We start from the raw sequence: 26,932 nt of genomic DNA, 5'->3' as shown, positions 1-26,932 counted from the left end.
GGTGTTCTCAATCCTCCGGTGCCGGTTCCGGGGTCGCGGTCTTCGTGCCCCCGTTGTTGCTGTAGTCGGTGTGGTACCGGGCGTACTCGACGAAGCGGCTGCCCGTCCAGCGGTAGGTCATCACATCCTCGCCGGAAGCGCAGCAGACCTTGTCGCCGGTGTCGTAGGTCTGCTTGGAGACCTCCAGTTCACCCTTGTTGACGCCCGCGTACACCGAAGGCTGCTCGTCGGCGAAGACATTCTCGTACGTCCCGCCCTTCTTACGGTAGACGTACGAGCCGATGCCGACCGAGTCCGCACAGGTCAGCACGTTCACCACGACATCGGGGTCCTTGCCGTGGGTGAGCGCGGCGTAGGTGACCTCGACCGGGTACTCCTCGGCGGCGCACGGCTTCCCGAGCGACTTCTTGACGTCCTCGCCGACCTTCGGGTCGTTCTTCACCAGCTCCACGGCGTCGACCTTCTCGTACGGGGACGGCACCGAGGGGGACGGGGACGGCACGTGGGCCGACCGGCCCGTGCTCGCCGGCGGGCTGCTGGCCGTGCCTTCGGTCCGCACCCCCTCGCCGCCGGGATTGCACCCGGCCAGCAACAGCGAAAGGGCGGCCACTCCCGCGAGGGCCGCTCCACCGCTGGTCCGCCGGACGGCGCTCCGTCCTCCGGCCGGCCTGTTCCTGGTCAAACCGCTCCCGCTCACAGTCCCTCTGGCTAAGCCACCGGTACCGCAGCCGGTCAGGCCGCGCACCGCTCCCGCTCCTGCTCGCCGCGCTCCAGCATCCGCGCGTCGATGTCGCGATTCTCCAGCTCCTGGCGCAGCCGGGCCAGGGCCCGGTGCAGCGTGCTCTTGACCGTACCGGTGGACATGCCCAGCGCCGCCGCGGTCTCCTCCGTGCTCATCTGCTCCCAGTGTCGCAGCACGACGACGCTGCGCTGCTTGGGCGCGAGCACCCCGAGGATGTCCATCAGCAGCGCCCGGTCGGCGCGCTGCTCGGTGCCGTCGTCGACGCTGGCGTCCGGGAGCTGCTCGGTGGGCACCTCCTCCAGCTTGCGGGCGCGCCACCACTCCGTCCGCGTGTTGATCATGACGCGGCGGAGGTAGGCGTCGGCCAGCGACTTGTCGGCGATGCCGTCCCAGCGCCCGTACGTACGGACCAGGGCCGTCTGGAGCAGGTCCTGGGCGTCGACCGGGTCGGGTACCAGGCGCCGGGCGCTGCGCAGCAGGGCCTCCTGCCGCGTCCGCACGTACTCTTCGAAGTCCAGTACCTTGCCGCCGCTGGTCGCCATCCCGACGCCTCCGATCCGCTTGCGATTCCCCACGTTGACCGCGCTGGTGGTCATCTCCAGCACGAGGAAGACGCTACGGAGGGGGTGTTGCGGCGTAATGTGCGAGGGCCCCACAGGGAGTGCACGGAAAACCGTCGGTTGTGTAACAGCCCCCTGGGGGTCATACCTCCGACTGACGGGGGCCCGGACCGGGTCATCCTCCTGGGGGACTGCGGGGGCGGCCGGAAGAGCTAGGAGCAGGCCCGGTAAGCGGTGACGCGGACCGCGCCATCACTCAACTGTCACAGAGCGGTCAGCACGGCCCGCACGTCACGACGTGCTCCGGCCGAGCGGCAGGCGGTACATGCCGCCCGGCAGCGGCTCCACCAGGCCGTCCGAGACGAGACCGTCCAGCGCCCGCGCGCGCTGCACCGGTTCGTCCCACACCGTGTCCAGCACCGCCTGCGGAACGGACCCGACGGCTTCCCGCAGTACGGCGAGGAGCTTGCCGCGCACCTGGCGGTCCGTACCGGCGTACGTCTGGCCGCGCCGCGGCGGGCCGTCGTGCGCGGGCGAACCCGCCAGCCGCCAGGCGCACTGCGCGGAGATCGGGCAGCGCACACACTCCGGGCCGCGGGCGGTGCACACCAGCGCGCCCAGCTCCATCGTCGCGGCAGCCCACTTGGCGGCGGTCTCCTCGTCCTGCGGCAGCAGCGCGCGGGCCAGCTTCCGCTCGGCGGCCGTGGTGGCGTTCGGCGGGTACTGCTGCCCGGTGACGGCGCGCGCGAACACCCGGCGGACGTTGGTGTCCAGTACGGCGTGCCGCTGTCCGTACGCGAAGGACGCCACGGCCGCGGCCGTGTACTCGCCGACGCCCGGCAGCGCGAGGAGCTGCGCGTGATCGCGCGGTACGTCGCCACCGTGACGCTCCTGTATGGCGGAGGCGGCGGCGTGCAGGCGCAGCGCGCGCCGCGGATAGCCGAGGCGGCCCCAGGCGCGCACCGCCTCACCGGGCGGCTCGGCGGCCAGGTCGGCGGGGCGCGGCCAGCGCGCCAGCCACTGCTCGTACACCGGCAGCACTCTGCTGACCGGCGTCTGCTGCAGCATGAACTCGCTCACCATCACGCCCCAGGCGCCCGCCTCGGGGCGGCGCCAGGGCAGATCGCGGGCGTGCTCGTCGAACCAGTCGGTGACGGGGCCGTGCAGCCGGGCCCCTTCGGCGGCTTCGTAGGCGGCGGTGACAGCGGCGGCGCCGGTGGCGGCAGGAGTGGAAGTCATGGCACTGCCGATCCTGGCACGGCGGCGCTCCGCCGTGAAACGCACCGGGCGCGCGCCACGTTGCGCCCACCCGCTCGCGGGAACGCCGGGCCGGTCCCACCGGGGCCGGCAGAGGCTCGCGGTACGGAGGGGACGAGGATGTCCCCATGATGTGGACAACGACGGGACCGGCGGGAGAACGGCGATGACCACCAGCACGACCACCACGGGCGACTGCCCGGACACGCTCCGCCGGGCCCTGGCCGCCCATACGACGCTGACCCTCGCGTACACCGACGACGAGGGGCCGCAGGCGTGCGCCGTGCTCTACGCCACCACGGACGGGCCGGTGCCCTCCCTCGTCCTCGTCACCGCCGAGTCGACGCGGCACGGCCGGGCCTTCGCGCGGGCCGCCGACGCCGGTGCCGGGGCCCGCGTCGCCTTCACGGCCCAGCGCGACGGCCAGGAGTGGACCGCGCTGACCGGGGTGCAGGGCCGGGGCTGCTGCCACCGGCTGGCGGGCGCGGACCGCGCGGCCGGGTGGCGTACGTACAAGGAGCGTTTCCCGTTCGTCGCGGCCGACGAACGGCTCGGTTCGGCACTGGAACGGACCGCACTCTGGGAAGTCCGCCCGGACTGGCTGCGGTTGATCGACAACGGCCGCGGCTTCGGGCACAAGGAGGAATGGCACGCGCCGTGACGCCACGGACACGGTACGGGCCGGAGGGCGCGGTGCGGGCGAGGACGGCACGGTACCGGCGGGGCGCGACGGCACGGTACGGGCGCGATGCCCGCCGGCGTACGGGCGCGGCGCCCGCCGAGGGGCACCCCGAGGGGCGCCCCCGTCCCGGGGCCGGTCAGGCCCGTACCAGGATCTTCCAGCGTCCCGTCCCCAGGCGCACGACCAGGGAGGTCAGCGGCCCGGCGAGCAGCGTCACGCACAGCGTGGCGGTCAGGGTGCCCAGCGCCAGGCCGGCCACCACGTCGTGCGGGTAGTGCGCGCCGACGAACACCCGCGAGAAGCCGGTCAGCAGCGCGATCGGCAGGACCAGCCAGGTCAGCGCGCGCCAGGCGAACACGATGCCGACGGCCAGCGCCGCCGCGATCGTGGAGTGGTTGCTCGGGAAGGACCAGTCGCCCTGTGGCGGGCACGGGACTATGGAGGCGGCGGCGCCCGCCACGGCCCGGCAGGGCCGCTCCTCGTGCACGAAGCTCTTGACGACCTCACTCACCAGATACGCGACCGCCGTGGCGACCGGCACCAGGACCGCGAGCGCGACCAGCCGCTCCTCCCCCTTCCGGGACCGCCACCAGCCCAGTACGGCCAGGGCCATGAGCAGCAGGATGCCGCCTTCGGTGCCTCCCGCGGCCAGTGAGTGGACCCAGCCGGGAGTGTCGTGCGCGAAGTCGGTGACGTCGCGATAGAGATCGGTGCTGTACATGAACGCATACGGTACGGACTGTTACGGGAAAGCCGCACCTGACCGTCGTCGGGGGAAACCACTGACGAAAGCGGGCGGCCGGTGCGGGCGCGGGCCGGGCGGCGGCCCGCCGTGGATCACTTCGGGACCTCCGTGCGGATCATCTCGGGACCGCCGTACGGAACATGTTGGGACCGCCGTACGGAACATGCCGGGACCGTCGTGCCGGAGCCGGGGCGGCCCGCTCCGGAAAGATGATGTGAAAAGTTGCTGCTTCCTGCGGCGGGTACTGGCCGGTGTGACACCTGATCTCTCGTAGAGTTTCCGCGTGGGATCTCTGCGCAATCCGATCGGGCCGCTCCCCTCCTCCATCTACTGGCGGCGGAGGGCCGTTGCGCTGGCCGTCCTCGTCGTGCTCGTCCTGTTGGTGGTGTGGGCCGTCAACTGGACCGGCAACGACGGGAAGACCGGCGACGAGGGCAAGGGGCCGGGCGGGCCGGGGCCCGCGACGTCCATCACACCGGGCCCGAACGCGACGGATTCCGGGACCGATCAAAAACCGGGCGGCCGCGACGAGTCGGGCAGCGGCGGCGCCGCCACCGGCTCCGGCGGCGCGGTCGGCAGCGGCGGCGCGGGCGGCTCCGGCGGCGGTACGGGCGGAGGCGGCGGTGCCTCGGGCGCCGGCGGCCCCATAGGGAAGGGCGACGGCGCCGTGGCGGCCGGGACGGCGCTCGCGAACTGCGCGCCCGCCAGCACCGAGTTGACGCTGCGCAGCCTGAAGGAGACCTACGCGCCCGGCGAGACGCCCACGTTCGAGGTCACGATCGAGAACTCGGCCGACAGCGCCTGCAAGGTGGACCTGGGGCGCGGATACGCCGCCCTCACCATCAGCGGGCCCACCGACGACGAACGGGTGTGGTCCTCCGGCGACTGCCCGCCGGGCGGCGGCGGCACCGCGCCCGTACAGGTGCCGGCGGGCGGCTCGGTCAAGCGGACCGTGGAATGGGACCGCAAGCCCAGCAACTCCGAGTGCGCGACGGCCGCCGCCAAGGCCGTCGGGCCCGGTACGTACCAGGTCGAGGCCAAGGTGGGCGGACTGGACGCGGTACGCGCGGAATTCACCCTGGCCAAGGACTGACCCCTCGCCAAGAAGCGTGCCCGGCCCGGCGGCCCGGCCCGGGCGGTACCGATTGCGCTGTGAGCGTGAGCCGTTCCACTGCCGCCCTTGATCGGGGACAGTCGGCTCCATGAAGCTACTGATACTGGGCGGGACGGAGTTCGTGGGGCGCGCGGTCACCGAAGCGGCGCTGGCCCGCGGCTGGCAGGTGACGGTCTTCCACCGTGGACAGCACGAAGCGCCACCGGGAGCGTCCGTCGTACGGGGTGACCGCACCGACCCGGCCACCCTCACCGCGCTCGCCGACGGCACCTGGGACGCCGTGGTGGACACCTGGGCCTGGGCACCGACCGCGGTGCGCGACGCCGCCCGGCTGCTGGCCGGCCGGGCCGGACGGTACGTGTACGTGTCCACCGGCTCGGTGTACCGGCACCCGGCCGGGCCCGGGCACACCGAGGCGAGCCCGCTGGTGGACGGCTCCCCGGACGCGGACGCGGTGGCGTACGCGGAGGACAAGCGCGGCGGTGAACTGGCCGCACTGGCGGCCTTCGGCGACGACCGTACGGTGCTGGCCCGCGCCGGACTGATCCTCGGCCCCTGGGAGAACATCGGCCGGCTTCCCTGGTGGCTGACGCGCATCGCCCGCGGCGGACCGGTGCTCGCGCCCGGTCCGCGCGACCTCGGCCTGCAGTACATCGACGTCCGCGACCTGGCCGAGTGGGTCCTGCACGCCGCGGAGACCGGGCTGTCCGGCCCGTACAACCTCATCAGCGAGCCGGGCCACACCACGATGGGCGAACTGCTCGCGGCCTGCGTGGAGGTCACCGGCTCCGACGCCGAACTGCGCTGGACCGGGCCGGAGGAGCTTCTCGCGGCCGGCCTGGCGCCCTGGACCGAGCTGCCCCTCTGGCTGCCGCCGGGCGAGCTGTACGACGCCATCCACCGCGGCGACGCGACCAAGGCGCACGCGGCGGGGCTGCGCTGCCGGCCGGCCGCGGAAACGGTCGCCGACACCTGGACGTGGCTCCGGAAGCTGGACGGCCCGCCCCCGCTGCGGCCCCGGCAGCCGGTCGGACTGGCGCCGGAGAAGGAGGAAGCCTTCCTGCGGGGGTGAGCCGAGGCCCGGCGGCGTGCGGGCGTCCGGACGCCCGCACGCCGTACGGCGCCGCGCGCCCTACACGTACCGTTCGAGGATCGACGACTCCGCCAGCCGGGACAGTCCCTCGCGTACGGACCGGGCGCGGGCCTCGCCGACCCCGTCCACCGCCTGGAGGTCGTCCACGCTCGCCGCGAGCAGCTTCTGCAACCCGCCGAAGTGGTCGACCAACCGGTCGATGACGGCGCCCGGCAGCCGTGGCACCTTCGCCAGCAGCCGGAAGCCGCGCGGCGAGACCGCCGAGTCCAGCGTCTCGGGCGAGCCGCTGTACCCCAGCGCGCGGGCCACGATGGGCAGTTCCAGCAGCTCGGCGTGGCTGAGCGCGTCCAGCTCGGACAGCGCCTCCGGCACCGTGCGGGAGCGCTTGGCCGTCGGCTCGGGCACATAGTCGCGGGCGACCAGCTCGCGCTCCGGCTCGACGCCCGCGATCAGCTCGTCCAGCTGGAGGGAGAGCAGCCGGCCGTCCGTGCCCAGCTCGACCACGTACTCGGCGATCTCGGTCGCGATCCGCCGCACCATCTCCAGCCGCTGGGCGACCGCGGTGACGTCCCGGACCGTGACCAGGTCCTCGATCTCCAGCGCCGACAGCGTGCCGGCGACCTCGTCCAGCCGGAGCTTGTAGCGCTCCAGCGTCGCCAGGGCCTGGTTGGCGCGGGACAGGATCGCCGCCGACTCCTCCAGGACGCGGCGCTCACCGTCCACGTACAGCGCGATCAGCCGCATCGACTGGCTCACCGAGACGACCGGGAAACCGGCCTGTATCGAGACGCGCTGCGCGGTGCGGTGCCGGGTGCCGGTCTCCTCGGTGGGGATGGAGGCGTCCGGGACGAGCTGCACCCCGGCCCGCAGGATCTTGGTGATGTCCTTGTCCAGGACCAGCGCGCCGTCCAGCTTGCACAGCTCGCGCAGCCGGGTCGCCGAGAACTCCACGTCCAGCACGAAGCCGCCGGTGCACATCGACTCGACGGTCTTGTCGAAACCGAGGACGATCAGACCGCCCGTGTTGCCGCGCAGGATGCGCTCCAGGCCGTCCCGCAGCGCGGTGCCGGGCGCCACGGCGCTCAGCGAGGCGCGCATCAGGCCCTCCGTGCCGCCGCTGTCGCCCGACCTGCGGGCGGGCGGCCCCCAACCGGACCTGCCACCAGACGACGATGCCCGGTCGTTGGCTGCCACTGCACTCCTCCGTCGCAAGGTCTGTCGGTGCCGCAGGCCGCCCGGCAGATGCCTTGGTCACGCAGCTCACGGGCTGCGCGGGCCGACGGCATGACTTCCTTGACAGGCGAGACCGGGGCAAAGTCTACCGGCGCCCAGGCTAGAGGCTGTCTGCAAAGTCACGCCGACCGCCCGCGCGGCGGCCGTGTCCCCGCGCGTCCCCCGCACGCGAACGCCTGCTCAGCGGGGCGAACGGCGCGTTCGCCGCTCCGTGAGGAGCGTCCGCATCCGGTGGCGGTCCGGCGGCTATTCGGCCGCGGCCTTCTCGCGCGGCGGCTCCCGGCGCGGCCGCTTGGGCAGGACCCGCAGCGCCTCGCCGACATCGGCCACCTCCAGCACCCGCATCCCCGCCGGGATCTTGCCCGGGTCGGCCGGCACCAGGGCGTGGGTGAAGCCGAGCCGGGCCGCCTCGGCCAGCCGGCGTTGCACCCCCGTCACCCGCCTGACCTCGCCCGCCAGGCCCACCTCGCCGATCGCGACCAGGTTCTTCGGCAGCGGGCTGTCGCTGGCGGCGCTGGCCAGCGCGAGCGCCACGGCGAGGTCGGCGGCCGGTTCGGTCAGCTTCACACCGCCGACCGTGGCGCTGTAGATGTCGCGCTTGCCGAGGGCCGCGATGCGCCCGCGCTGCTCCAGGACGGCCAGCATCATCGAGACGCGGGAGGTCTCCAGGCCGGAGGTGGTGCGGCGGGGGGAGGGGATCTGCGTGTCGACGGTCAACGCCTGCACCTCGGCGACCAGCGGGCGGCGGCCCTCCAGGGTGACCGTCAGGCACGTGCCGGGCACCGGCTCGTCGCGGCGGGTCAGGAAGAGGCCGGACGGGTCGGCGAGTCCGGTGATGCCTTCGTCGTGCAGCTCGAAGCAGCCGACCTCGTCGGTGGTGCCGTAGCGGTTCTTCACACCGCGCACCAGGCGCAGCCGGGCGTGCCGGTCCCCTTCGAAGTTCAGTACGACATCGACGAGGTGCTCCAGCAGACGGGGGCCCGCGATGGCGCCGTCCTTGGTCACATGGCCCACCAGCAGGGTCGCCATGCCGCGCTCCTTGGACGCCCGGATCAGGGCGCCGGCGACCTCGCGGACCTGCGCCATGCCGCCGGGCGCGCCGTCGATCTCGGGCGAGGCCACGGTCTGGACGGAGTCCACGATCAGCAGTGACGGCTTGACCGAGTCCAGATGGCCCAGGACGGCGGACAGGTCGGTCTCGGCGGCGAGGTACAGGTGGTCGTCGATGGCGCCGATGCGGTCGGCGCGCAGCCGCACCTGGCTCGCGGACTCCTCACCCGTCACGTACAGGGTGCGGTGGTCGGCGTCGGCCGCCTTGGCGGCCACGTCCAGCAGCAGCGTGGACTTGCCGACGCCGGGCTCGCCGGCCAGCAGCACCACGGCGCCCGGCACCAGGCCGCCGCCCAGTACGCGGTCCAGTTCGTCGATGCCGGTCGGGCGGGCGGTGGCCTGGCGGCCGTCGACCTGGCCGATGGGCAGGGCCGCCGTCGTGACGCGGCCGGGCGCGGTCGTACGGACGGCGGGGGCGCCGCCGAACTCCTCGACCGTGCCCCACGCCTGGCACTCCGGGCAGCGGCCGAGCCACTTCGCGGTGGTCCAGCCGCATTCGGTGCAGCGGTACGAGGGCCGCTCCTTGGCCGAGGATTTACGAGTCGCCATGGGGTTCACCGTAGCCGCGGGGTGTGACAAGGCAGGGGGCGGGCGGCGGCGGGCGCGGGCGTGCCGTGGCGCGGGTGGGGCCCGCGACCGGGGTAGGTAACCCCGCAACGCATGTGAAACCCGGCTCTGGTGTCCCCCTTTGAGGGAGAACGTCACCCGTATGGATTAAAAGTGTCCGTGCGGCGCGATAGTGCCTGCATCATCCGCCTACCGTCGCCGGGTGATGAGCAGCAGGTCCGATCACCCCACGCACGCCACCGGCGCACACCGGGCGCACGACGGCGCTCAGCGCCCTGACCGGCCGCCGCTTCCCGAGCGGTTCGAGCCCCACCTCGACGGGCTGTTCACCTACTGTCTGTCCGTCCTGTGCGAGCACGACGCGGCGACCGCCGTCCTGGGCGAGGTGCTCGCCGTCGCCGACCGGCACCACGGCCGGCGGCCGCCCGACCCCGGTCTGTACCGGTCCTGGCTGTACGCGCTGGCCCGGTGGGCCTGCCTGCGGCGGCTGGCCGACCGGGTGCAGGGCGGCGGCCCGGCCCACGAGAGCGGCACGACGGCCGGCGCGGGCCCGGCACCCGGCACCCCCGCCACGTACACCCCCTCCGGCACGGGCACGACGTACGGCACCGGAGCGTCGTCCGGCCTGGGCGCCACGCCCGGCGTCAGCGGGTCGTCCGGCCCGTCCGGCCCGTCCGCCGACACCGCCCGGCAGCGGCGCGAACTGGCCCGCCTGGCCTGGCCCGAAGCCGCCGGGACGACCCCCGAACAGCGCGAGGCGCTGGAGCTGTCCGTACGCCACCGCCTGTCCGCCGAGGAGGTGGCGGCGGTCCTCGGCGGCGACACCGACGCCACCCGTACCCTCCTGGCCACCGCCACCTGCGAGGTCGAGCGCACCCGAGCCGCGCTCGCCGTCGTCGAGTTCGGCCGCTGCCCGGACGTCGCGCAACTGGCCGCCGACACCCAGATGCTGCTCGGCGTCGCCCTGCGCCGGGAGCTGGTCCGGCACGTGGACGACTGTGCGGAGTGCCGCCGTACGGCCGAGCGGGCCACCGCCCACGGGCCCTGGCCCGGCACCGCGCCCGTCGACCACGGCGCGCTGCCGTTGGTCACCGCTCCGCGTACGGCCGTGCACACCGCGATGGCGGCGGCGCGGAGTTCGCGTTCGGGGCGTGCCGAAGGGGTGGCGGGCGCGGGCGTCTCCGTTCGCTCCGGGCGTGCGGGGCGCGCGGGTGGCGCAAACGGTTCTCCACGCTACGACCGGCGCGGATTCCCCGTCCGGCCCAAGGACCCGGCGGCCCGCAGACGCCGGCTGCGCACCCGGGCCGTGACCACGACCGTCATCGCCACCGTCCTCGCGGCGCCGGTGCTCGCCCTGTGGGCCGCCTACCGGGGCGCGCCCCTGACCGGCGAGAGCGACGGCCCGTCGGTGTCGGCCGGCGACCCGGGCAACGGCCCGTTCGACGGCCATCCGTACGAGAACGCGGGCAGCGCCCGCACACCCGCACCGCACCTGTTGTCGGCGAGCAACTGGCCGGACGTCCCCGACGTCTCGGTGCAGGTCGTGGGCGCGGACGGCACGCTGCTGCGGCCCGGCGAACCGGACCGTTCCGGCACCGGCCCAGGACGGCTGACCGTCACCGCCGCACCCCGGGACGGCGGTACGGCCGTCACCCTCGCCGCGTCCGGCGGGGAGCCGGTCCACTGGTCGGCACGGACGAGCGCGCCGTGGCTCCGGCTGAGCGCCTCGGCAGGCGTGCTGCGGCCGGGGGAGTCCACCACGCTCCTGGTGTCCGTGGACCACGGCCGGGAACCGGACGGCTACTGGAACGCGCGGGTCACCCTGGCGCCCGGCGGCACGACGGTGACGTTGGAGGGGTGGGGCCAGGGGAGCGGCGGCCCCTGGCCCGGGCACCCGAGGCCGACGGGGCCCGGCCCCCGGCCCGAGCCGGAACCGACGGCACCGGCAACACCGACGCGGGAGCCGACCGGCGAGCCGCCGACGTCCCCCACACCCACACCCACACCCACACCGACGCCCACCACACAGGAACCGACGCCGGGCCCGAGCCCGTCCCCCACCCCGTCCGCGCCGGCAGGGTGACGGGACACAGCCGCACGCGGTACGGGCCCTTCCCGGGCAGCCGCACGCGGTACGCGCCCCCTACTTGGGGTCCGCCGGATGCGGCGCCATCGGGAGCGTCGCCGCCAGGCGCTCCTCGCAGAGCTCGACGAGGCGGTCGTACCCCTCCTTGCCCATCAGCTCGGTCAGCTCGGGCCCGTAGGACACGTACACCGGCTCGCCCGCGCCGTGTGCGGACGTCGCCGACGTGCACCACCAGTGCAGGTCGTGACCGCCGGGGCCCCAGCCGCGGCGGTCGTACTCGCCGATGGAGACCTCCAGGATGCGGGTGTCGTCGGGGCGGTCGATCCATTCGTACGTACGGCGGACCGGCAGCTGCCAGCAGACGTCCGGCTTGGTCTCCAGGGGCTCGCGGCCCTCGCGCAGCGCGAGGATGTGCAGCGAGCAGCCGGCCCCGGCCGGGAAGCCGGGGCGGTTCTGGAAGATGCACGAGCCCTTCCAGCGCCGGGTCTGGCGGTCGCCGTCCTCGTCCTCCTGGGTCCAGCCGGTGGACGTGCCGACGTCGTGGAACTGCCACAGCTCGGGTGTGAGGCGCGCCACGTGCTCCGCGACCCGCTGCTCGTCCTCCTCGTCGGAGAAGTGCGCGCCGAGCGTGCAGCAGCCGTCGTCCGCGCGGCCCGCCTCGATGCCCTTGCAGCCGCTGCCGAAGACACACGTCCATCGGGAGGTGAGCCAGGTCAGGTCGCAGCGGAAGACCTGCTCGTCGTCGGCGGGGTCGGGGAAGGTGACCCAGGCGCGGGCGAAGTCCAGACCGCCGACCTCGTCGGCCCGAGCCCCTTGCGCCTGCGCCGCCGCCCGCGCGGCGCGCTGCTTTTCCGCCTTCTTCAGGGCTTTTTCCTGCTTCGCCTTGTTCGTCTTAGCCACTACTCCAGCCTAAGGCGACCGGCTGCCGCCGAAGTCTCTCCGCGGACGGGGGCTCGCCGTCGGTTCCCGGCCGCCCGCAGTAGGTTCGACGGTATGAGACTCGGAGTCCTCGATGTGGGGTCGAACACGGTCCATCTGCTGGTGATGGACGCGCACCCGGGAGCGCGCCCGCTGCCCGCCTACTCGCACAAGGCGGAGCTGCGGCTGGCCGAACTCCTCGACGAGGACGGCGCGATCGGCGACGCGGGCGTGGACCGGCTCGTGGCGACGGTACGGGTGGCGGTCGAGGTCGCGGAGGACAAGGGCGTCGAGGACGTCCTGCCGTTCGCCACCTCCGCGATCCGCGAGGCGTCCAACGGCGAGGAGGTGCTGCGCCGGGTCGCCCGGGAGACCGGCGTGGAGCTGCGGGTGCTGTCCGGCGAGGACGAGGCCCGGCTGACGTTCCTCGCGGCCCGCCGCTGGTTCGGCTGGTCGGCGGGCCGGCTGCTGGTGCTGGACATCGGCGGCGGCTCGCTGGAGATCGCGTACGGGCTGGACGAGGAGCCGGACGCGGCGGTGTCGCTGCCGCTGGGCGCGGGCCGGCTCACCGCGGCCGATCTGCCGGGCGATCCGCCGGAGGCGGAGGACATACGGGCGCTGCGCAAGCGCGTACGGGCCGAAATAGCCCGGGTGGTGAGCGATTTCACGCGCTTCGGCACGCCCGATCACGTGGTCGGCACCTCCAAGACCTTCAAACAGCTCGCCCGTATCGCCGGTGCCGCCCGGTCCGCCGACGGGCTCGGCACCCAGCGTGAGCTGGACCGGAAGGCGCTGGAGGAGTGGGTGCCGAAGCTGGCCGGGATGACCGTCCCGGAGCGCGCCAGGCTGCCCGGCGTCTCCGAGGGCCGCTCGCGCCAGTTGCTCGCCGGGGCGCTGGTGGCGGAGGCCGGGATGGACCTGTTCGGCGTGCGCACACTGGAGATCTGCCCGTGGGCACTGCGCGAGGGCGTGATCCTGCGCCACCTCGACCACCTGCCCGCGGGGTAGGGGCGCGGCCGACACCCGTCGGCGGCGGCCCGTACCCTGTCCCTCGTGACGGAGCCAGTGGTGCGCATCCCGGATGCGAAGGTCGCCCTGTCCACGGCCTCGGTGTATCCGGAGTCGACGGCGACGGCCTTCGAGATCGCCGCGCGCCTGGGCTACGACGGCGTCGAGGTCATGGTGTGGACCGACCCGGTCAGCCAGGACATCGAGGCGCTGCGGCGGCTCTCCGACTACCACGGGGTGCCGATCCTGGCCGTGCACGCGCCGTGCCTGCTGATCACGCAGCGGGTGTGGTCCACGGACCCCTGGGTGAAGCTGCAGCGCGCTCGGAACGCCGCGGAGAAGCTCGGGGCCTCGACGGTGGTCGTCCATCCGCCCTTCCGGTGGCAGCGCAACTACGCCCGCGAGTTCGTACGCGGAGTGTGGCGGATGGAGAGCGAGACGGACGTACGGTTCGCCGTCGAGAACATGTACCCGTGGCGCTACCGGGACCGCGAGATGCTGGCGTACGCGCCGGACTGGGACCCGACCAAGGACGACTACCGGCACTTCACCGTCGATCTCTCGCACACCGCCACCTCGCGCAGTGACGCCCTGCGCATGGTCGACCGGATGGGCGAGCGCCTCGCGCACATCCACCTCGCCGACGGCAACGGCTCCAACAAGGACGAGCACCTGGTGCCGGGCCGCGGCTCGCAGCCCTGCGCCGAGCTGCTGGAGCGGCTCGCCGCCACCGGCTTCGACGGGCACGTCGTCGTGGAGGTCAACACGCGGCGCGCGATGTCCGCGGCCGAGCGGGAGGCGGATCTCGCGGAGGCGCTGGCCTTCACCCGGCTGCACCTGGCGTCGCCGACGTGGGTGCCGGGGTCGTGACGAGCGGCGGTACCGGCGCCGGCGGTACGAGCGGCGGCGTCGGCGCCGGGGGTACGGTCCCGGCCCGCAGGCGCGGCCGCCCGTCCCGTACGGACGCCGGGGACGGGCCCGGCGCCCGCGAGCGCATCCTCACCGCGGCCCGCGCCGGGTTCCCCGCCCGCGGGCACGAGAAGACCCCGGTCCGCGACATCGCCGAGGCCGCGGCCGTGGACCCGGCCCTGCCTGTGGCGCACGTCCGCCCAGCGGTCACCCGTCTCACATCGCGGATTCGCTGTCCAGATCTTGGAGCCGGGGCGTAGTCTCGACTGATTCGCTTACGTACGCGCACTGGGCGTACGGGAGACGCACACGCACCCGAGGGAGTGGATCCACGTGCCCGAGCTGAGGTCCCGCACCGTCACCCATGGCCGCAACATGGCCGGCGCCCGCGCGCTCATGCAGGCGTCGGGCGTAGCGCGCGAGGACTTCGGCAAGCCCGTCATCGCGGTGGCCAACAGCTTCACCGAGTTCGTGCCGGGCCACACCCACCTCCAGCCGGTCGGCCGGATCGTCAGCGAGGCGATCAAGGAGGCCGGCGGCATCGCCCGCGAGTTCAACACCATCGCGGTCGACGACGGCATCGCCATGGGCCACGGCGGGATGCTGTACTCCCTGCCGTCCCGCGACCTGATCGCCGACTCCGTCGAGTACATGGTCGAGGCGCACTGCGCGGACGCGTTGATCTGCATCTCCAACTGCGACAAGATCACCCCGGGCATGCTGATGGCCGCGATGCGGCTGAACATCCCCACCGTCTTCGTCTCCGGCGGCCCCATGGAGGCCGGCCGCGCCACCCTCGTCGACGGCACGGTCCGCAAACTCGACCTGGTCAACGCGATCACCGACGCGGTCGACGAGAACGTCTCGGACGAGGACATCCTCCGTATCGAGGAGAACGCCTGCCCGACCTGCGGCTCCTGTTCCGGCATGTTCACCGCCAACTCGATGAACTGCCTGACCGAGGCCATCGGCCTGTCGCTGCCCGGCAATGGCTCGGTGCTGGCCACCCACACCGCCCGCAAGGCGCTGTACGAGAACGCCGGCCGTACGGTCGTGGAGATCACCCAGCGGTACTACGACCAGGACGACGCGACCGTCCTGCCGCGCAGCATCGGCTCCCGCGCCTCCTTCGAGAACGCCATGGCCCTGGACATCGCCATGGGCGGCTCCACGAACACGATCCTGCACCTGCTGGCCGCCGCCCAGGAAGCCGGTCTCGGTTTCGACCTGGACGACATCAACGCCGTCTCGCGCCGGGTGCCCTGCCTGGCCAAGGTGGCGCCGAACGTCGCCCCCGGCGGCACGTACTACATGGAGGACGTGCACCGGGCCGGCGGCATCCCCGCCATCCTGGGCGAGCTGTACCGGGCCGGAATGCTCAACGAGGACGTGCACACCGTGCACAGCTCCTCGATGGCGGACTGGCTCAAGACCTGGGACGTGCGGGGCGGGTCCCCGTCCCCGGAGGCCGTCGAGCTGTGGCACGCGGCCCCCGGCTGCAAGCGCTCCGCCACCGCCTTCTCCCAGTCCGAGCGCTGGGACAGCCTCGACACGGACGCCGCGAACGGCTGCATCCGCGACCTCGCCCACGCCTACTCCGCCGACGGCGGCCTGGCCGTCCTCAAGGGCAACATCGCCGAAGACGGCTGCGTGGTGAAGACCGCGGGCGTCGACGAGTCGATCTGGACGTTCGAGGGCCCGGCCGTGGTCTGCGAGTCGCAGGAGGAGGCCGTCGAGAAGATCCTCGGCAAGCAGGTCGAGGAGGGCGACGTCGTCGTCATCCGCTACGAGGGCCCCAAGGGCGGCCCCGGCATGCAGGAGATGCTCTACCCGACGTCCTTCCTCAAGGGCCGCGGCCTGGGCAAGGCGTGCGCGCTGGTCACCGACGGCCGCTTCTCCGGCGGCACCTCCGGCCTGTCCATCGGCCACGCCTCGCCCGAGGCGGCGTCCGGCGGCACCATCGCCCTGGTCGAGGACGGCGACCGCATCCGTATCGACATCCCGAACCGCTCGATCGAACTCCTGGTGCCCGAGGCGGAGCTGACGGCCCGCCGGGAGGCGCTGGGTGGCGTGTACGCGCCGAAGAAGCGCGAGCGCAAGGTCTCGCAGGCCCTGCGCGCGTACGCGGCGATGGCCACCAGCGCCGACAAGGGCGCGGTGCGGGACGTGAGCAAGCTCGGCTGAGCCACGTAACGGAGCGACGGCTGGCCGGGAACCCCGTCCGCCTCACCGGCGGGCGGGGTGCTGCACGTCACCAGCGGGCCGGGCCCACGTCACCAGCGGGCGGGGCTCCGCGTGTCCGCGGCGAACACCGAACCGTCCGGCCCCGCCGCGTAGATCCGGCCGCCCCGCGGGTCCGGCAGCGGCGCGGGCAGCTTCTCCAGATAGCCGCTGCGGCCGGTGGCCAGCCGGGGCGGCGTCTGGCCGAGCAGCGCGCCGCGCCGGGTGTCCACGGCCAGCAGCCGGCCGTCGGCACCGGTGAAGTACAGCCGCTCGCCCTTCGGGTCGAGCACCGGCACCGACCCCCGGCTCACCGAGGTCTCCACGCTCCACCGCCGCTCACCGACGGCCTGGAGCGTGCCGCCGGTGGTGGCGAGCACGTAGACCGTCTCGCCGCGCACCACGCCCGCCGCGTCGTCGACCGGCGCGTCCAGCGGGAGGCGCCGCACCCGGTGAGTCGCCGGGTCGTACCGGACGACGGCCGACGTACGGGTGACGAGCAGCGGGTCGGCGGCGGTCAGATAGAGCGAGCCGGACGCGCCCGTTCCGGCCGGGGTGAGCGAGCCGGGCAGCCGCCGTTCCCAGCGCAGGGAGCCGTGCACCGGGTCGATCGCGGTGACGACGGTGGAGGTGCCGTCGGCCGAGACGGTGGCCGCGTACGCCGTACGGCCGTCCCCGTACGCGGTGAACTGGCCCAGCGGCTGGGCCGGGAACCGCTGGTGCCAGCGTTCCTGGTGGGTGGCGCTGTCCAGAGCGGTGATCATGCCGTCCGGCGCGGTCAGCAGAATCGTCCCGCCCACGAACCGGACCTCGGCGTCGTACCCGCTCAGGTCCTTGCTCCAGCGCACCGCGCCCTTCCCGGCGGCCGACGGGTCCAGTGCCTCCAGCCGCTTGCCGTCCGGCGACCGTACGTGGAGCAGCCCGCCGGAGAACACTGGCGCACCGGGCGGAATGTCACTCTTGCGGACCGGCCCGCTCGGCCGCCGCCATGTCACCGCGCCGTGCTCCCCGTCCACCCGCGCGGCCTTAAGCCCCCGCTCGACGCAGAACAGGGCGGAAGCGCCGTACGCACAGAACGGCATCTCGGCCGGGTGGCCGGCGGGCCGCCGCACGAGCTGGGTGTGCCACGGGCGGAAGAGCGCGGCGGTGCTGCCGGTGGCGCTGCCGGCGGTGTGCGTCTGCAGGGCCGGCGCGTCCTCGGCACCCAGGACCCGTACGCCCGCGAAGACGCCCGCCCCGGCGAGCACGGCGGCCACGGCGGACCAGGCGGCCCAGCGACGGCGGCGCGGGGCGGGAGCGGTTTCCGGGGGCGCGGCGGCGTCCCCCTTCGGGGGCTCTCCGATCGCCGCCTTGCCTTCCGAGTCCCGCCCAGCCTCCGATTCCGGTTCCGCTTGCGGTCCTGCTCCCGGTTCAGCTTCTCCCCGACGGGCCCGTACGTGCGTGTCCGCTGCCGCGGCCTCAGCGGCCCCGCCTCCGGCCCTGGCCCCGTCCCCTGTGCCTGCCGTTCCGGCTCCGGCCGGCGCGGCGGACCGGGCGGGCGCGGAGACGACACGCGCGGGCTGCCGTTGTGCCGGCACCCGCGCCTCCTCGGGAGCGGACCCGTCCGCGAGTACGCCGTCGTGGGCCTCCACGGGCCCTTCGGTGTGCAGCATCCGCATCAGCACGTCCGGAGTCGGCCGGTCGGACGGCCGCTTCGCCAGGCACGTACGGATCAGCGGCTCCAGTTCCGCCGGGACACCCGTCAGGTCCGCCTCGTCGTGCACCACCTGGTACGCGACGATGTACGGGCTCTCCGAGTCGAACGGCCCCCGCCCGGTCGCCGCGTGCACCAGCACCGACCCCAGCGCGAACACGTCCGCCGCCGGCCCCACCTCGCGCGGGCGCTGGAACTGTTCGGGCGCCATGAACGGCGGCGTACCGATCAGCTTGCCGGTCTCGGTCCGCATCTCGCTGTCCGCGGGCCGCGAGATACCGAAGTCGATGACCTTGGGCCCGTCGGCGGCGAGCAGCACGTTGCCGGGCTTGAGGTCGCGGTGCACCACGCCGGCCCGATGGATGTCGCGCAGCGCCTCGGCCAGCCCGGCGGCCAGCCTGCGGACCTCGGCGGGCGCGAGCGGCCCGGTGCGCTTCACATGGTCGCCGAGGGTCGGCCCGGGAATGTAGAGGGTGGCCATCCAGGGCCGGTCGGCGTCCGGGTCGGCGTCCACGACCGGCGCGGTGAACGCGCCGCTCACCCGCCGCGCCGCGGCCACCTCCTGCCGGAACCGGCCGCGGAACTCGGGGTCCTGGGCGAACTCGGCGTGCACGACCTTCACCGCCAGGCGCAGCCCCGACGACGACCGCGCGAGGTGCACCACACCCATCCCGCCCGCGCCCAGGCGTGCGTCCAGGCGGTACCGGCCCGCGTACAGCGGACGTTCCGCTTCCGGGTCCGTTCCGGAACCGCGCAGCGGCGGCATCTCCCCACCCCCGTGTCCATGGGCCGCAGATGCGACGCACGGAGCCTAGTCGATGGTGCGTACGGGACAGGTGAGGCTTGCTAGCGTCTGCGGTGAACCGGCCGCAACCATCACGTACCGGCCGGTCCCACACAGACCACTCGCGGGGGAGCAGGCATGACCAGCACACCGGAGAACACCGTCGGCACAGCGACAAGCACCGACGCGGAGGCGGCCGAGACGACCGCGGTGGTCGCGGAGGCGGAGGCCGTCACCGAGGCCGAGGGCGTAGCCGCCCAGGCGATGGCGGCGACCGCGGCCACCTACCCGGTCGCACCGGGCTACCGCCTCAACGTCCGCAGCGGCCCGAGCAGCCGCAGCTCCCTCGTACGGCAGCTCCCGTACGGCGCGCGGGTCGCCATCCGCTGCCAGCGCCACGGCGAGCGGGTCGACGGCCCGTACGGCACCAACGACATCTGGGACTGCATCGCCCCCGGCCAGTACGTCTCGGACACCTACGTCCGCACCGGCAGCGACGGCTTCGTGGCCCCGCGCTGCGCGAACTGACCGCCCGGACCGGCCGGACCGCCCGGGCGCCTCACCGGGCACCCCGGCCCACCGGGGATAATCGACCCCATGAGCGACGAGACACGGCCCGCCCCGGACCGGTCCGGCCCCGAGCCGGCCGAGATCCGTTTCTTCGGGACGACCTGGGTGCACCACGACGGTGGCTACGGCCTGCGCCGGGCCGGCGTCGCGATCGGCTCCCTGGCGCTCGCCGCGGCCGGCGCGGTGGTGCTGCGCTTCGCCTTCCAGGGCCTGGAGATCGCCGAGGTCGGCTCGTTCCTCAACGCCCTGATCGTGGCCTGCTTCGCCGTCTGCAGCGCGGTCGCCTTCCGCCGCACCTGGGACCGCCTGACCCGCCCCGCCGACGCGCAGGACCGCCCGTCCGACCGCTCCACCCAGAGCCTGCTGCTCATCGGCTTCATCGGCTCACTCCTCGCCTACTTCTGCCGCAGCCTCGTAGAGGCACCGGGCGAAGGCGTACAGCGCGCCGAGTACGACGCGGCACGCGAACGCTACGACCGCCGCCGGAACGCCCGTACGGGCAACCCGGCAACCAAGAAGCCAACAAAGCCGAAGAAGAAGCGGGGCTAGAACCCCGTCCGGCCCAACGCGCGACCAGCCAGGCAGCCACCGGGACTACCCCTGCGGGCGCGGATTTCCCCGGCTCTGGGCTTCCTCACGCCGGGAGCAAGGGCTATCCCCGCAGCCACGAGACCACAGTCGAATCGTGCGGCTGGCGGGGTCGCCCCGAACATGCGGGGACCACAAGGTCTCCCGGCCGTAGTCCGCGCGTACGGCGGGACCACCCCCGCACACGCGGGGACCACAGGCCCTGACCTGGCCGTTCACCGCGCCGAGTGCAGGTTTTTACTCACTTTCGGGAAAGCCGGCGAATCGGGAGTTTCAGGGCGCCGGAGTGAGTAGCGCACGCCGATGGTTCTGCTCATCACGCTCCTCCCGCCCCCGCCCCCGAGTGCGCCTCGCCGACGGAGGCCCCTGACATCTTCACACTCCGCCGGGCCTGTCGGACGCCTAACCTCTGAACGTGCGCGAGAAACGCCTCGCCGACTCGGTGCCCCCGCGCGCCCCCCCCCGCCACGTACACCGACACCAGACGCGCCCACACCGCCCACCCTCCGAACGGCACGCAACACCGCCCCTCAGTACTCCCAATCCGGCTTCCCGTCCCCGTACAGCCAGTCGTCGAAGAGATCCGTCAGATCGACCTCCGTACGGTCCTGGCAGAAGTCGATGAACTGCTGGGTGTCGGCGTTGCCGTGGCGGTGTTCGGTGGGCCAGTCCTTGAGGATTGCGAAGAAGTCCTTGTCGCCGACGGCCTTCCGGAGCTGTTGGAGGACCATGCCGCCGCGCTTGTAGACGGGCTCGCCGGTCACGTTCTCCGCGCTGCCCGGGTCGCCGGGCGGGAAGCTCCAGATGTTCTCGTCGTCCTCGTCGTCCTCGGCGGTCTTGTACAGCTCGTCGAACTGCTGCTGCGCCGTACGGCCGCCCTTGTCCTCCTCCCACAGCCACTCGGCGTACTGCGCGAATCCCTCGTTGAGCCAGATGTCCTGCCACGTCTTCGGCGTCACCGAATTGCCGAACCACTGGTGCGCGGTCTCGTGCACGACCGTGCCCTCGTCCGGCGCCCCGGCGTAGATCGGCTTGGTCTGCGTCTCCAGCGCGCCCCAGTCGACCCGCTCGGGCGTGTGGTCGACGATCGCCCCGGCGGAGGAGAACGGATACGGGCCGAACCGTTTCACCGACCAGTCGAGGATCGCGTCCAGCTTGCCCAGCGGCCCGGCGCTCTCCCTGGCCTCCGCCGGGTCCACGGCCGTGTAGACGGGCAGCCCGCCCTTCGTGCGCGACTCCTCGACGGTGAACTTCCCGATCGTCGCGGTGGCGAGGTAGGAGGCCATCGGCTCGGCGTTGTGCCACTCGAAGGTGGTCCGGCCCTTGGCGCTCTTCCTGCCGCGCAGCTCGCCGTTGGCGACGGCGGTGTACCCGTCCGGCACGGTGATCCTGAAGTCGTACGCGGCCTTGTCGCCGGGGTGGTTGTTGCCGGGGAACCACGTCATGGACCCGGCCGGCTGCCCCGCGACGAACGCCCCGTCCTCCGTACGGACCCAGCCCTCGGTCGCACCGTCCTCGTCCGTCATCTCCTCGGGCTCGCCGTCGTACTCGACCGTCGTACGGAACGTGGCGCCCTTCTCGACCGTCGCGGGCGGGCGGACCGTCAGCTTGTGGCCCTTGCGGGAGAACTCGGCGGTCTTGCCGTCCACCCGCACGCCGTGCACCTTCATCCCCTGGAGGTCCAGCTGGAAGGAGGCGAGGTCGGCCTGCGCGGTGGCGTTGATGTCGGCGGTGGCGTCCAGCGTGCCGCCGCGTACGTCGTAGTCGAGGGTGAGGCCGTAGTGCCCGACCTGGTACCCGCCGTTGCCGAGGGCGGGAAAGAGCGGGTCGTGCACACTGCCCGCGCCCTGCGTGCCGTCCAGCCGCGTCGCGCTCGTACAGGAGGACAGCAGCAGGGCGACGGAGAGCGCGGCGGTCGCACCGCAGGAGCGGAGAGGCCGGCGGATCACGGGGCTCCTAGGGTCGTAGGGCGGGTGGATCAAGCTCCCCGACCCTACGGCCCTTTGGCCCCGCAACGCCGTTCCCTTCCGTTTAATGGCGTTTATCGCCCCTTATGTCCAGGTTGGGGGAGCGGGGTGGCGGCGGGAGTGACCGTGGCGGCAACCGGATCGGGTCCGGCCGGCCGCCGCCGCTCCGCCCAGTTGCCCAGCGCCGCCGCGCAGGCGCGGTCGAGGTGCCGCAGCCCGGAGAGGTCCAGGATCACGTCACGGTCGTGCGGCAGCGCTTCGAGCTGGTCCAGCAGCTTGGGCAGCCGCAGGAAGGTGGCGTTCCCCAGTGCGCGTACGCGAACGGGCGCGGCCTCGGGCCCGCAGTCCTCCAGCCCCGACACCTCCAGATGCGCGTGCGAGGTCTCCCACGCGGACTTCGCGACCGCCATCAGCAACCCGATGAGCACCCCCTCGAACATGTTGGTCACCACGATCGCCACCGCCGTCCCCATGAGCACCACGGCCTCCCCCCGATGCTCACGCCACAGCGGCACCATGTCCTGTACGGGAATGAGCTTGCAGCCCGCGTGCACCAGCACCCCCGCCAGCGCCGCCAGCGGCACGACGCCCAGCGCCGCCGGGAACGCCGCCGCGAACAGCAGCAGCCACGCGCCGTGCAGCACCCGCGACGCCTTCGTACGGGCCCCTGCCCGCACGTTCGCGGAGCTGCGCACGATCACCGCGGTCATCGGCAGCGCGCCGAGCAGCCCGCACACCGCGTTGCCCGCCCCCTGCGCCATCAGCTCCTTGTCGTAATCCGTACGCGGTCCGTCGTGCAGCCGGTCCACGGCGGCCGCGCTGAACAGCGACTCGGCCGACGCGATCAGCGTGAACGCGAGCACGGTGCCGACCGCGCCGACCCCCGCCAGTCGTCCGAAGTCCGCCCCGCCCGGCGGCTGCACGGCCGACAGCAACCCCGTGACCTCCACCCGGGCCACCGGCAGACCGAGGACGGCGACGGTGACGGTGGCCAGCGCCACGGCCGCGAGCGGCGCCGGCAGCACCCGCGCCGCGCGCTTCCACCGGGGCCACAGCACCAGTACGGCGATGGTGCCGACACCGACCGCCGACGCCGTCAGCGCCTGGTCCGACCAGATCGTGTCGGACGCCAGCTCCGGCAGACCGCCGAGATTGGCGAGCCCGGTGCCCGGCGGCCGGGTGTCGGTGAGCGCGTACAACTGCCCGGCGATCAGGACGAGTCCGATACCCGCCAGCATGCCTTGCACGACGGCCACGGAGATGGCCCGGAACCAGCGCCCCAGCCGCAGCGCCCCCATGGCCACTTGCAGCACACCGGCCACCAGCACCAGCGCACCGAGCGTGCTCAGCCCGAACTCCTCGACCGCCTCGTACACGAGGACGGTCAGCCCGGCGGCCGGTCCGCTGACCTGGAGACTGCTGCCCGGCAGGAAGCCGGTGAGCAGGCCGCCGACGATGCCGGTGACGAGCCCGAGCTCGGCCGGGACGCCGGAGGCGACGGCCACGCCGACGCACAGCGGCACGGCGACCAGGAAGACGACGAGGGACGCGGTGAAGTCCGCGCGTATGTCCGTTGATTTCCGCATGAGGATGCCTCCAGCGCGTTGCGACGGACCGCACGGCGCGGATGTGCGCCGTGCGGGGTAAAGGGGGGAAAGAGGGGAGAGGGGACGGAGAGGGCGGAGAGGACGGATGTCCGGGCGCAGGGGCTCGCGGGCATGCGTCGGGGTGCTGCGATGTCCGGGTACCGGGACATCACCGGAAACGCCTCGCCGGGCGATGGACGCCAGGTAGCTGTCGACGCCGATCAGGAGTCAGTGTTCAGTGATCACTGAACGCGGATCGCCGATCGCCGAACGTCAAACCTCGATCAGCAGCGGAACACGCGATGACTGATGGGAAGCTGGCCCGAACGCCTCGGAGGCACGGCGCTGCGACCGGTGGCGGGGGCTGCCGGGCCCGGTCCGGTGACCGGCGGGACGGTGCGGTCGTTCGCGCCCCTGGCCTGGTCGCCGGGGTGGAAGGCCGGTACGCCGGTCGCGGACCGCGCGGCGCGGCCGGTGGGGCAGCGTTCGCCCGCGGATTCCGCCGGGCCGCCGTCCTCGTACGCGTACGGTGCGGCCAGGCCGACGGCCTGTGTCCCCGCCCTGCCACCGGCCCCGGCACCCGCCGCCCGCCCGTACGCGCCCTCGGCGCCGACCGGGAACGCCAGCAGTGCCGCCATGAGGAACAGCAGCACGCGGCGCATGGCGTCGGCCCCCTCCTCCGGCTGGTTGGACACTCACCTTCAGTGTGTCCAAATCAGCATCACTTCGATCGAGTCGTTGTGTAACCGTCGTGTAAACGCTGAGTTATCGAACAGGAGTGGTCGATTCCGTGCACTCCGGCGGCCGCCGGAGTGCGCCTCCCCCCTCGACGCGCCGTGGCGTCGGCGCACTGTCCGACCCGACCCCGGCCAGATCCAGCCCGTCCGGCGTTCGAGGACGAGCCCGTCGGGCGATCACGGCGTCCAACAACCGCACAGTCCGTACCCACCCCACCCCAACCCCCACCACCTCCGCCCGCAACGTGGACGCCCCCGCCCCCCGACCCCGCACGATGCGAGGATGACCAGGGCAGGGCGGGGTCGGGCAGCGCCGCCCCCCGCACACCGCCCGACCACCAGGGCCAAAGCCAAGGCCAAAGCCAAGGCCAAGCCCACCCCCGTACCCCCATCAGCCCCACCGGCGAGGTGAACCGCAACATGACCCAGAAGGTCGCCGTACTCGGCACCGGAAAAATCGGCGAAGCCCTCCTCAGCGGCATGATCCGAGGCGGCTGGGCCCCCGCCGACCTCATGGTCACCGCCCGCCGCCCCGAACGCGCCGACCAGCTCCGCACCCGCTACGGCGTCACCCCCGTCTCCAACGCGGAGGCCGCCCGGTCCGCGGACACGCTGATCCTCACCGTCAAGCCGCAGGACATGGGCACCCTCCTCACGGAGCTGGCCCCGCACACCCCCGCCGACCGCTTGGTGATCAGCGGCGCCGCCGGTGTGCCCACCGCCTTCTTCGAAGAGCGGCTGCCCGACGCCACCCCCGTCGTACGGGTCATGACGAACACTCCCGCCCTGGTGGACGAGGCGATGTCCGTCATCTCGGCCGGCACTCACGCCACCGCCGCCCACCTCACCCGCGCCGAGGAAATCTTCGCCACGGTCGGCAAGACGCTGCGTGTCCCGGAGTCCCAGCAGGACGCCGCGACCGCCCTTTCCGGCTCCGGCCCGGCGTATTTCTACTTTCTCGTCGAGGCGATGACCGACGCCGGCATTCTGCTCGGCCTGCCGCGCGACAAGGCGCACGACCTGATCGTGCAGGCGGCGATCGGCGCGGCGACCATGCTCAGGGACAGCGGCGAGCACCCGGTCACCCTCCGCGAGAACGTGACCTCACCCGCCGGCACCACCATCAACGCCATCCGCGAGCTGGAGAACCACGGTGTGCGCGCGGCCTTGATCGCCGCCCTCGAAGCGGCCCGCGACCGCAGCCGCGAACTCGCCTCGGGCAACGGCTGACCCACCAGCCCCGCCGCCTCCGCCCCCGGGTCCGGAAACCCGGGGGCCGTGGCCACCGCCGCACACAACACCCGCAACGGCGGCCACCCCACCCCCTTCTCACACCGCCGGCATCATCCCCACCGCCCGATACGCCGCATCCACCCGCGGCCGCGCGATCGCCCGGGCCCGCTCGGCCCCGTCCCGCAGGACGGAGTCCACGTACTCCGGGTCCTTCACCAGCTCCGCGTGCCGTTCCCGCACCGGCCGCAGCAGTTCCACCACCGCCTCCGCCGTGTCCTTCTTGAGCGCGCCGTACGAGTCGTACTCGTCCGCCAGCTCCGCGGGATCCCCCGCACCGCACGCGGCCAGGACATCCAGCAGGTTGGCCACCCCGGGCCGCTCGGCCCGGTCGTACACGACGTCCGTCCCGGTGTCCGTGACGGCCCGCATCACTTTCTTGCGCACCACGTCCGGCTCGTCGAGCAGATAGACGATCCCGGAGGTACGGGCGTGCGACTTCCCCATCTTCGACGTCGGCTCCTGGAGGTCCATCACCCGCGCGGCCACCTTCGGCACCGTCGCCTTCGGCACCACGAACGTCTGCCCGTACCGCTGGTTGAACCGCACCGCCAGGTCCCGCGTCAGCTCCACGTGCTGCGCCTGGTCCTCACCCACCGGCACCTCACCGGTCCCGTACGCGAGGATGTCGGCGGCCATCAGGGCCGGATACGTCAGCAGCGACAGTCGTACGCTGCCGCCCCGGGCCCGCTCCCGCTCGGCCTTCTCCTTGTACTGGATCATGCGCCGCATCTCGCCGTCGGACGCCGTGCACTCCATCAGGTACGCCAGCCGCGTGTGCTCGTCGACATGGCTCTGCACGAACACCGTGCAGAGCCGCGGGTCGAGCCCCACCGCCAACAGCAGCGTGGCGGCCTGCCGACTGAGCCTTCGCACCCGCGCCGGGTCGTGTTCCACGGTCAGCGCGTGCAGGTCCACGACGCAGAACAGCGCGTCCGCACGGTGCTGGTCCTCGTCCGCCCAGCCGCGCAGCGCGCCGAGGTAATTCCCCAGGGTCAGGTGCCCCGTCGGCTTCACACCACTGAAGATCCGTGTCCGCGTCATCTCTCTCGTCTCCCGAACCACTGGTTACTGTCCCGGGACCGCCGAGCCCACCGGCCGGCTGCGAGGAGATACGCGAAACGGCCGCCGGGTCCGGCGGCCGTTGTCTGCATGCACTGGGGGGCGGCCGCCGTCAGGCGGGCCACCACTGCTGTACGAGTGCACGCGTCGTCATGGGGACCACGGTACGCCCGGATCGGCCTCCTGGCACGGGTTTGAAGCGCCCCAACCCCTCGTGTAGTGTTCTCCGAGTTGCCACGGAGCCGACAGGCCCCTACGGCAGCCCCTCACGCCGGACGGCGGCACCACCACTACTGCACGACTCCCGAACGGGACCAATTTCGGCATGCCGAAATTCCGACCAGTGACTCGATTATGCGTCACCGGGAAAAGGCACTAAAGTAGTGATCACGCCGGAAGGCGCGAACAACC

The 26,932-nt window shown here is 73.1% G+C and carries 23 protein-coding genes; 11 read left to right on the top strand and 12 right to left on the bottom strand.

Annotated elements, in window-relative coordinates:
- Window positions 1-7: 7 nt before the first annotated feature.
- The 3 genes from ACZ4QV_RS35890 to ACZ4QV_RS35880 form a co-directional block, all read right to left on the bottom strand.
- Window positions 8-610 (bottom strand): hypothetical protein, encoded by a 603-nt coding sequence (locus ACZ4QV_RS35890; protein ID WP_361159718.1) that lies wholly within the window; start codon window positions 608-610, stop codon window positions 8-10.
- A gap of 122 nt (window positions 611-732) precedes the next feature.
- Complete coding sequence (locus tag ACZ4QV_RS35885) at window positions 733-1,284, bottom strand: SigE family RNA polymerase sigma factor (RefSeq protein ID WP_030023568.1); 552 nt, start codon at window positions 1,282-1,284, stop codon at window positions 733-735.
- Between the two features lie 309 nt (window positions 1,285-1,593).
- Complete coding sequence (locus ACZ4QV_RS35880) at window positions 1,594-2,541, bottom strand: HhH-GPD family protein (protein ID WP_361584553.1); 948 nt, start codon at window positions 2,539-2,541, stop codon at window positions 1,594-1,596.
- Between the two features lie 184 nt (window positions 2,542-2,725).
- Between ACZ4QV_RS35880 and ACZ4QV_RS35875 the strand changes: the two genes are divergently transcribed.
- Window positions 2,726-3,220 (top strand): pyridoxamine 5'-phosphate oxidase, encoded by a 495-nt coding sequence (locus ACZ4QV_RS35875; RefSeq protein WP_361584550.1) that lies wholly within the window; start codon window positions 2,726-2,728, stop codon window positions 3,218-3,220.
- A gap of 157 nt (window positions 3,221-3,377) precedes the next feature.
- On the opposite strand, the gene ACZ4QV_RS35870 is transcribed toward ACZ4QV_RS35875, so the two are convergent.
- Window positions 3,378-3,962 carry a phosphatase PAP2 family protein gene (locus ACZ4QV_RS35870; RefSeq protein ID WP_361159709.1) on the bottom strand — a complete coding sequence of 195 codons (585 nt, stop codon included), beginning with the start codon at window positions 3,960-3,962 and terminating at the stop codon, window positions 3,378-3,380.
- A gap of 307 nt (window positions 3,963-4,269) precedes the next feature.
- On the opposite strand from ACZ4QV_RS35870, the gene ACZ4QV_RS35865 reads away from it, so the two are divergent.
- The gene (locus ACZ4QV_RS35865; protein WP_361159706.1) at window positions 4,270-5,079 is read left to right on the top strand and encodes a hypothetical protein; all 810 of its coding nucleotides are present in this window, start codon (window positions 4,270-4,272) and stop codon (window positions 5,077-5,079) included.
- Window positions 5,080-5,188: 109 nt separating this feature from the next.
- Window positions 5,189-6,172, top strand: coding sequence for an NAD-dependent epimerase/dehydratase family protein (locus tag ACZ4QV_RS35860; protein ID WP_361159703.1), 984 nt, complete (start codon window positions 5,189-5,191; stop codon window positions 6,170-6,172).
- 60 nt (window positions 6,173-6,232) lie between these two features.
- Here ACZ4QV_RS35860 and disA read toward each other — a convergent pair whose 3' ends face one another.
- Both disA and radA read right to left on the bottom strand, forming a co-directional pair.
- Complete coding sequence (disA, locus tag ACZ4QV_RS35855) at window positions 6,233-7,387, bottom strand: DNA integrity scanning diadenylate cyclase DisA (RefSeq protein WP_031005685.1); 1,155 nt, start codon at window positions 7,385-7,387, stop codon at window positions 6,233-6,235.
- Between the two features lie 285 nt (window positions 7,388-7,672).
- On the bottom strand, window positions 7,673-9,085 hold the full coding sequence (gene radA, locus ACZ4QV_RS35850) for a DNA repair protein RadA (protein ID WP_361159699.1): 1,413 nt from the start codon (window positions 9,083-9,085) through the stop codon (window positions 7,673-7,675).
- A gap of 223 nt (window positions 9,086-9,308) precedes the next feature.
- Between radA and ACZ4QV_RS35845 the strand changes: the two genes are divergently transcribed.
- Window positions 9,309-11,186 (top strand): BACON domain-containing protein, encoded by a 1,878-nt coding sequence (locus ACZ4QV_RS35845; RefSeq protein ID WP_361584544.1) that lies wholly within the window; start codon window positions 9,309-9,311, stop codon window positions 11,184-11,186.
- Between the two features lie 60 nt (window positions 11,187-11,246).
- On the opposite strand, the gene ACZ4QV_RS35840 is transcribed toward ACZ4QV_RS35845, so the two are convergent.
- The gene (locus ACZ4QV_RS35840) at window positions 11,247-12,089 is read right to left on the bottom strand and encodes a DUF3109 family protein (protein ID WP_361159693.1); all 843 of its coding nucleotides are present in this window, start codon (window positions 12,087-12,089) and stop codon (window positions 11,247-11,249) included.
- Between the two features lie 93 nt (window positions 12,090-12,182).
- Here ACZ4QV_RS35840 and ACZ4QV_RS35835 point away from each other — a divergent pair, with 93 nt between their 5' ends.
- The 4 genes from ACZ4QV_RS35835 to ilvD all read left to right on the top strand — a co-directional run bounded on the left by ACZ4QV_RS35835 (window position 12,183) and on the right by ilvD (window position 16,208).
- Window positions 12,183-13,115, top strand: a complete 933-nt coding sequence (locus ACZ4QV_RS35835; RefSeq protein WP_361584541.1) for a Ppx/GppA family phosphatase — start codon at window positions 12,183-12,185, stop codon at window positions 13,113-13,115.
- Window positions 13,116-13,172: 57 nt separating this feature from the next.
- Window positions 13,173-13,985: a sugar phosphate isomerase/epimerase family protein gene (locus ACZ4QV_RS35830; RefSeq protein ID WP_361159842.1), complete on the top strand. Its 813-nt coding sequence runs from the start codon at window positions 13,173-13,175 to the stop codon at window positions 13,983-13,985.
- Window positions 13,982-14,284, top strand: a complete 303-nt coding sequence (locus ACZ4QV_RS35825) for a hypothetical protein (protein ID WP_467764009.1) — start codon at window positions 13,982-13,984, stop codon at window positions 14,282-14,284. The genes ACZ4QV_RS35830 and ACZ4QV_RS35825 overlap by 4 nt, the downstream gene beginning before the upstream one ends.
- A gap of 73 nt (window positions 14,285-14,357) precedes the next feature.
- Window positions 14,358-16,208, top strand: a complete 1,851-nt coding sequence (gene ilvD / locus ACZ4QV_RS35820; protein ID WP_361584538.1) for a dihydroxy-acid dehydratase — start codon at window positions 14,358-14,360, stop codon at window positions 16,206-16,208.
- A gap of 89 nt (window positions 16,209-16,297) precedes the next feature.
- Here ilvD and ACZ4QV_RS35815 read toward each other — a convergent pair whose 3' ends face one another.
- The gene (locus ACZ4QV_RS35815) at window positions 16,298-18,703 is read right to left on the bottom strand and encodes a serine/threonine-protein kinase (protein WP_361619380.1); all 2,406 of its coding nucleotides are present in this window, start codon (window positions 18,701-18,703) and stop codon (window positions 16,298-16,300) included.
- 156 nt (window positions 18,704-18,859) lie between these two features.
- On the opposite strand from ACZ4QV_RS35815, the gene ACZ4QV_RS35810 reads away from it, so the two are divergent.
- Both ACZ4QV_RS35810 and ACZ4QV_RS35805 read left to right on the top strand, forming a co-directional pair.
- Window positions 18,860-19,249 (top strand): SH3 domain-containing protein, encoded by a 390-nt coding sequence (locus ACZ4QV_RS35810; RefSeq protein ID WP_467764008.1) that lies wholly within the window; start codon window positions 18,860-18,862, stop codon window positions 19,247-19,249.
- A gap of 69 nt (window positions 19,250-19,318) precedes the next feature.
- A complete protein-coding gene (locus ACZ4QV_RS35805; protein ID WP_361159682.1) occupies window positions 19,319-19,840 on the top strand; it encodes a hypothetical protein in 522 nt (173 codons plus the stop codon).
- 569 nt (window positions 19,841-20,409) lie between these two features.
- On the opposite strand, the gene ACZ4QV_RS35800 is transcribed toward ACZ4QV_RS35805, so the two are convergent.
- The 3 genes from ACZ4QV_RS35800 to ACZ4QV_RS35790 all read right to left on the bottom strand — a co-directional run bounded on the left by ACZ4QV_RS35800 (window position 20,410) and on the right by ACZ4QV_RS35790 (window position 24,127).
- A complete protein-coding gene (locus ACZ4QV_RS35800; protein ID WP_361637787.1) occupies window positions 20,410-21,828 on the bottom strand; it encodes a M1 family metallopeptidase in 1,419 nt (472 codons plus the stop codon).
- Window positions 21,829-21,920: 92 nt separating this feature from the next.
- Window positions 21,921-23,432 (bottom strand): SulP family inorganic anion transporter, encoded by a 1,512-nt coding sequence (locus ACZ4QV_RS35795; protein WP_467764007.1) that lies wholly within the window; start codon window positions 23,430-23,432, stop codon window positions 21,921-21,923.
- 284 nt (window positions 23,433-23,716) lie between these two features.
- Window positions 23,717-24,127: a hypothetical protein gene (locus tag ACZ4QV_RS35790; protein WP_467764006.1), complete on the bottom strand. Its 411-nt coding sequence runs from the start codon at window positions 24,125-24,127 to the stop codon at window positions 23,717-23,719.
- Window positions 24,128-24,589: 462 nt separating this feature from the next.
- Between ACZ4QV_RS35790 and proC the strand changes: the two genes are divergently transcribed.
- Window positions 24,590-25,399 (top strand): pyrroline-5-carboxylate reductase, encoded by an 810-nt coding sequence (gene proC / locus ACZ4QV_RS35785; RefSeq protein ID WP_361159670.1) that lies wholly within the window; start codon window positions 24,590-24,592, stop codon window positions 25,397-25,399.
- A gap of 99 nt (window positions 25,400-25,498) precedes the next feature.
- On the opposite strand, the gene trpS is transcribed toward proC, so the two are convergent.
- Window positions 25,499-26,503, bottom strand: coding sequence for a tryptophan--tRNA ligase (gene trpS, locus ACZ4QV_RS35780; RefSeq protein ID WP_361159667.1), 1,005 nt, complete (start codon window positions 26,501-26,503; stop codon window positions 25,499-25,501).
- Between the last annotated feature and the right edge of the window lie 429 nt (window positions 26,504-26,932).

Source organism: Streptomyces sp. NPDC026394, assembly GCF_055567735.1.
This window is presented reverse-complemented; position numbering and strand designations above follow the sequence as displayed.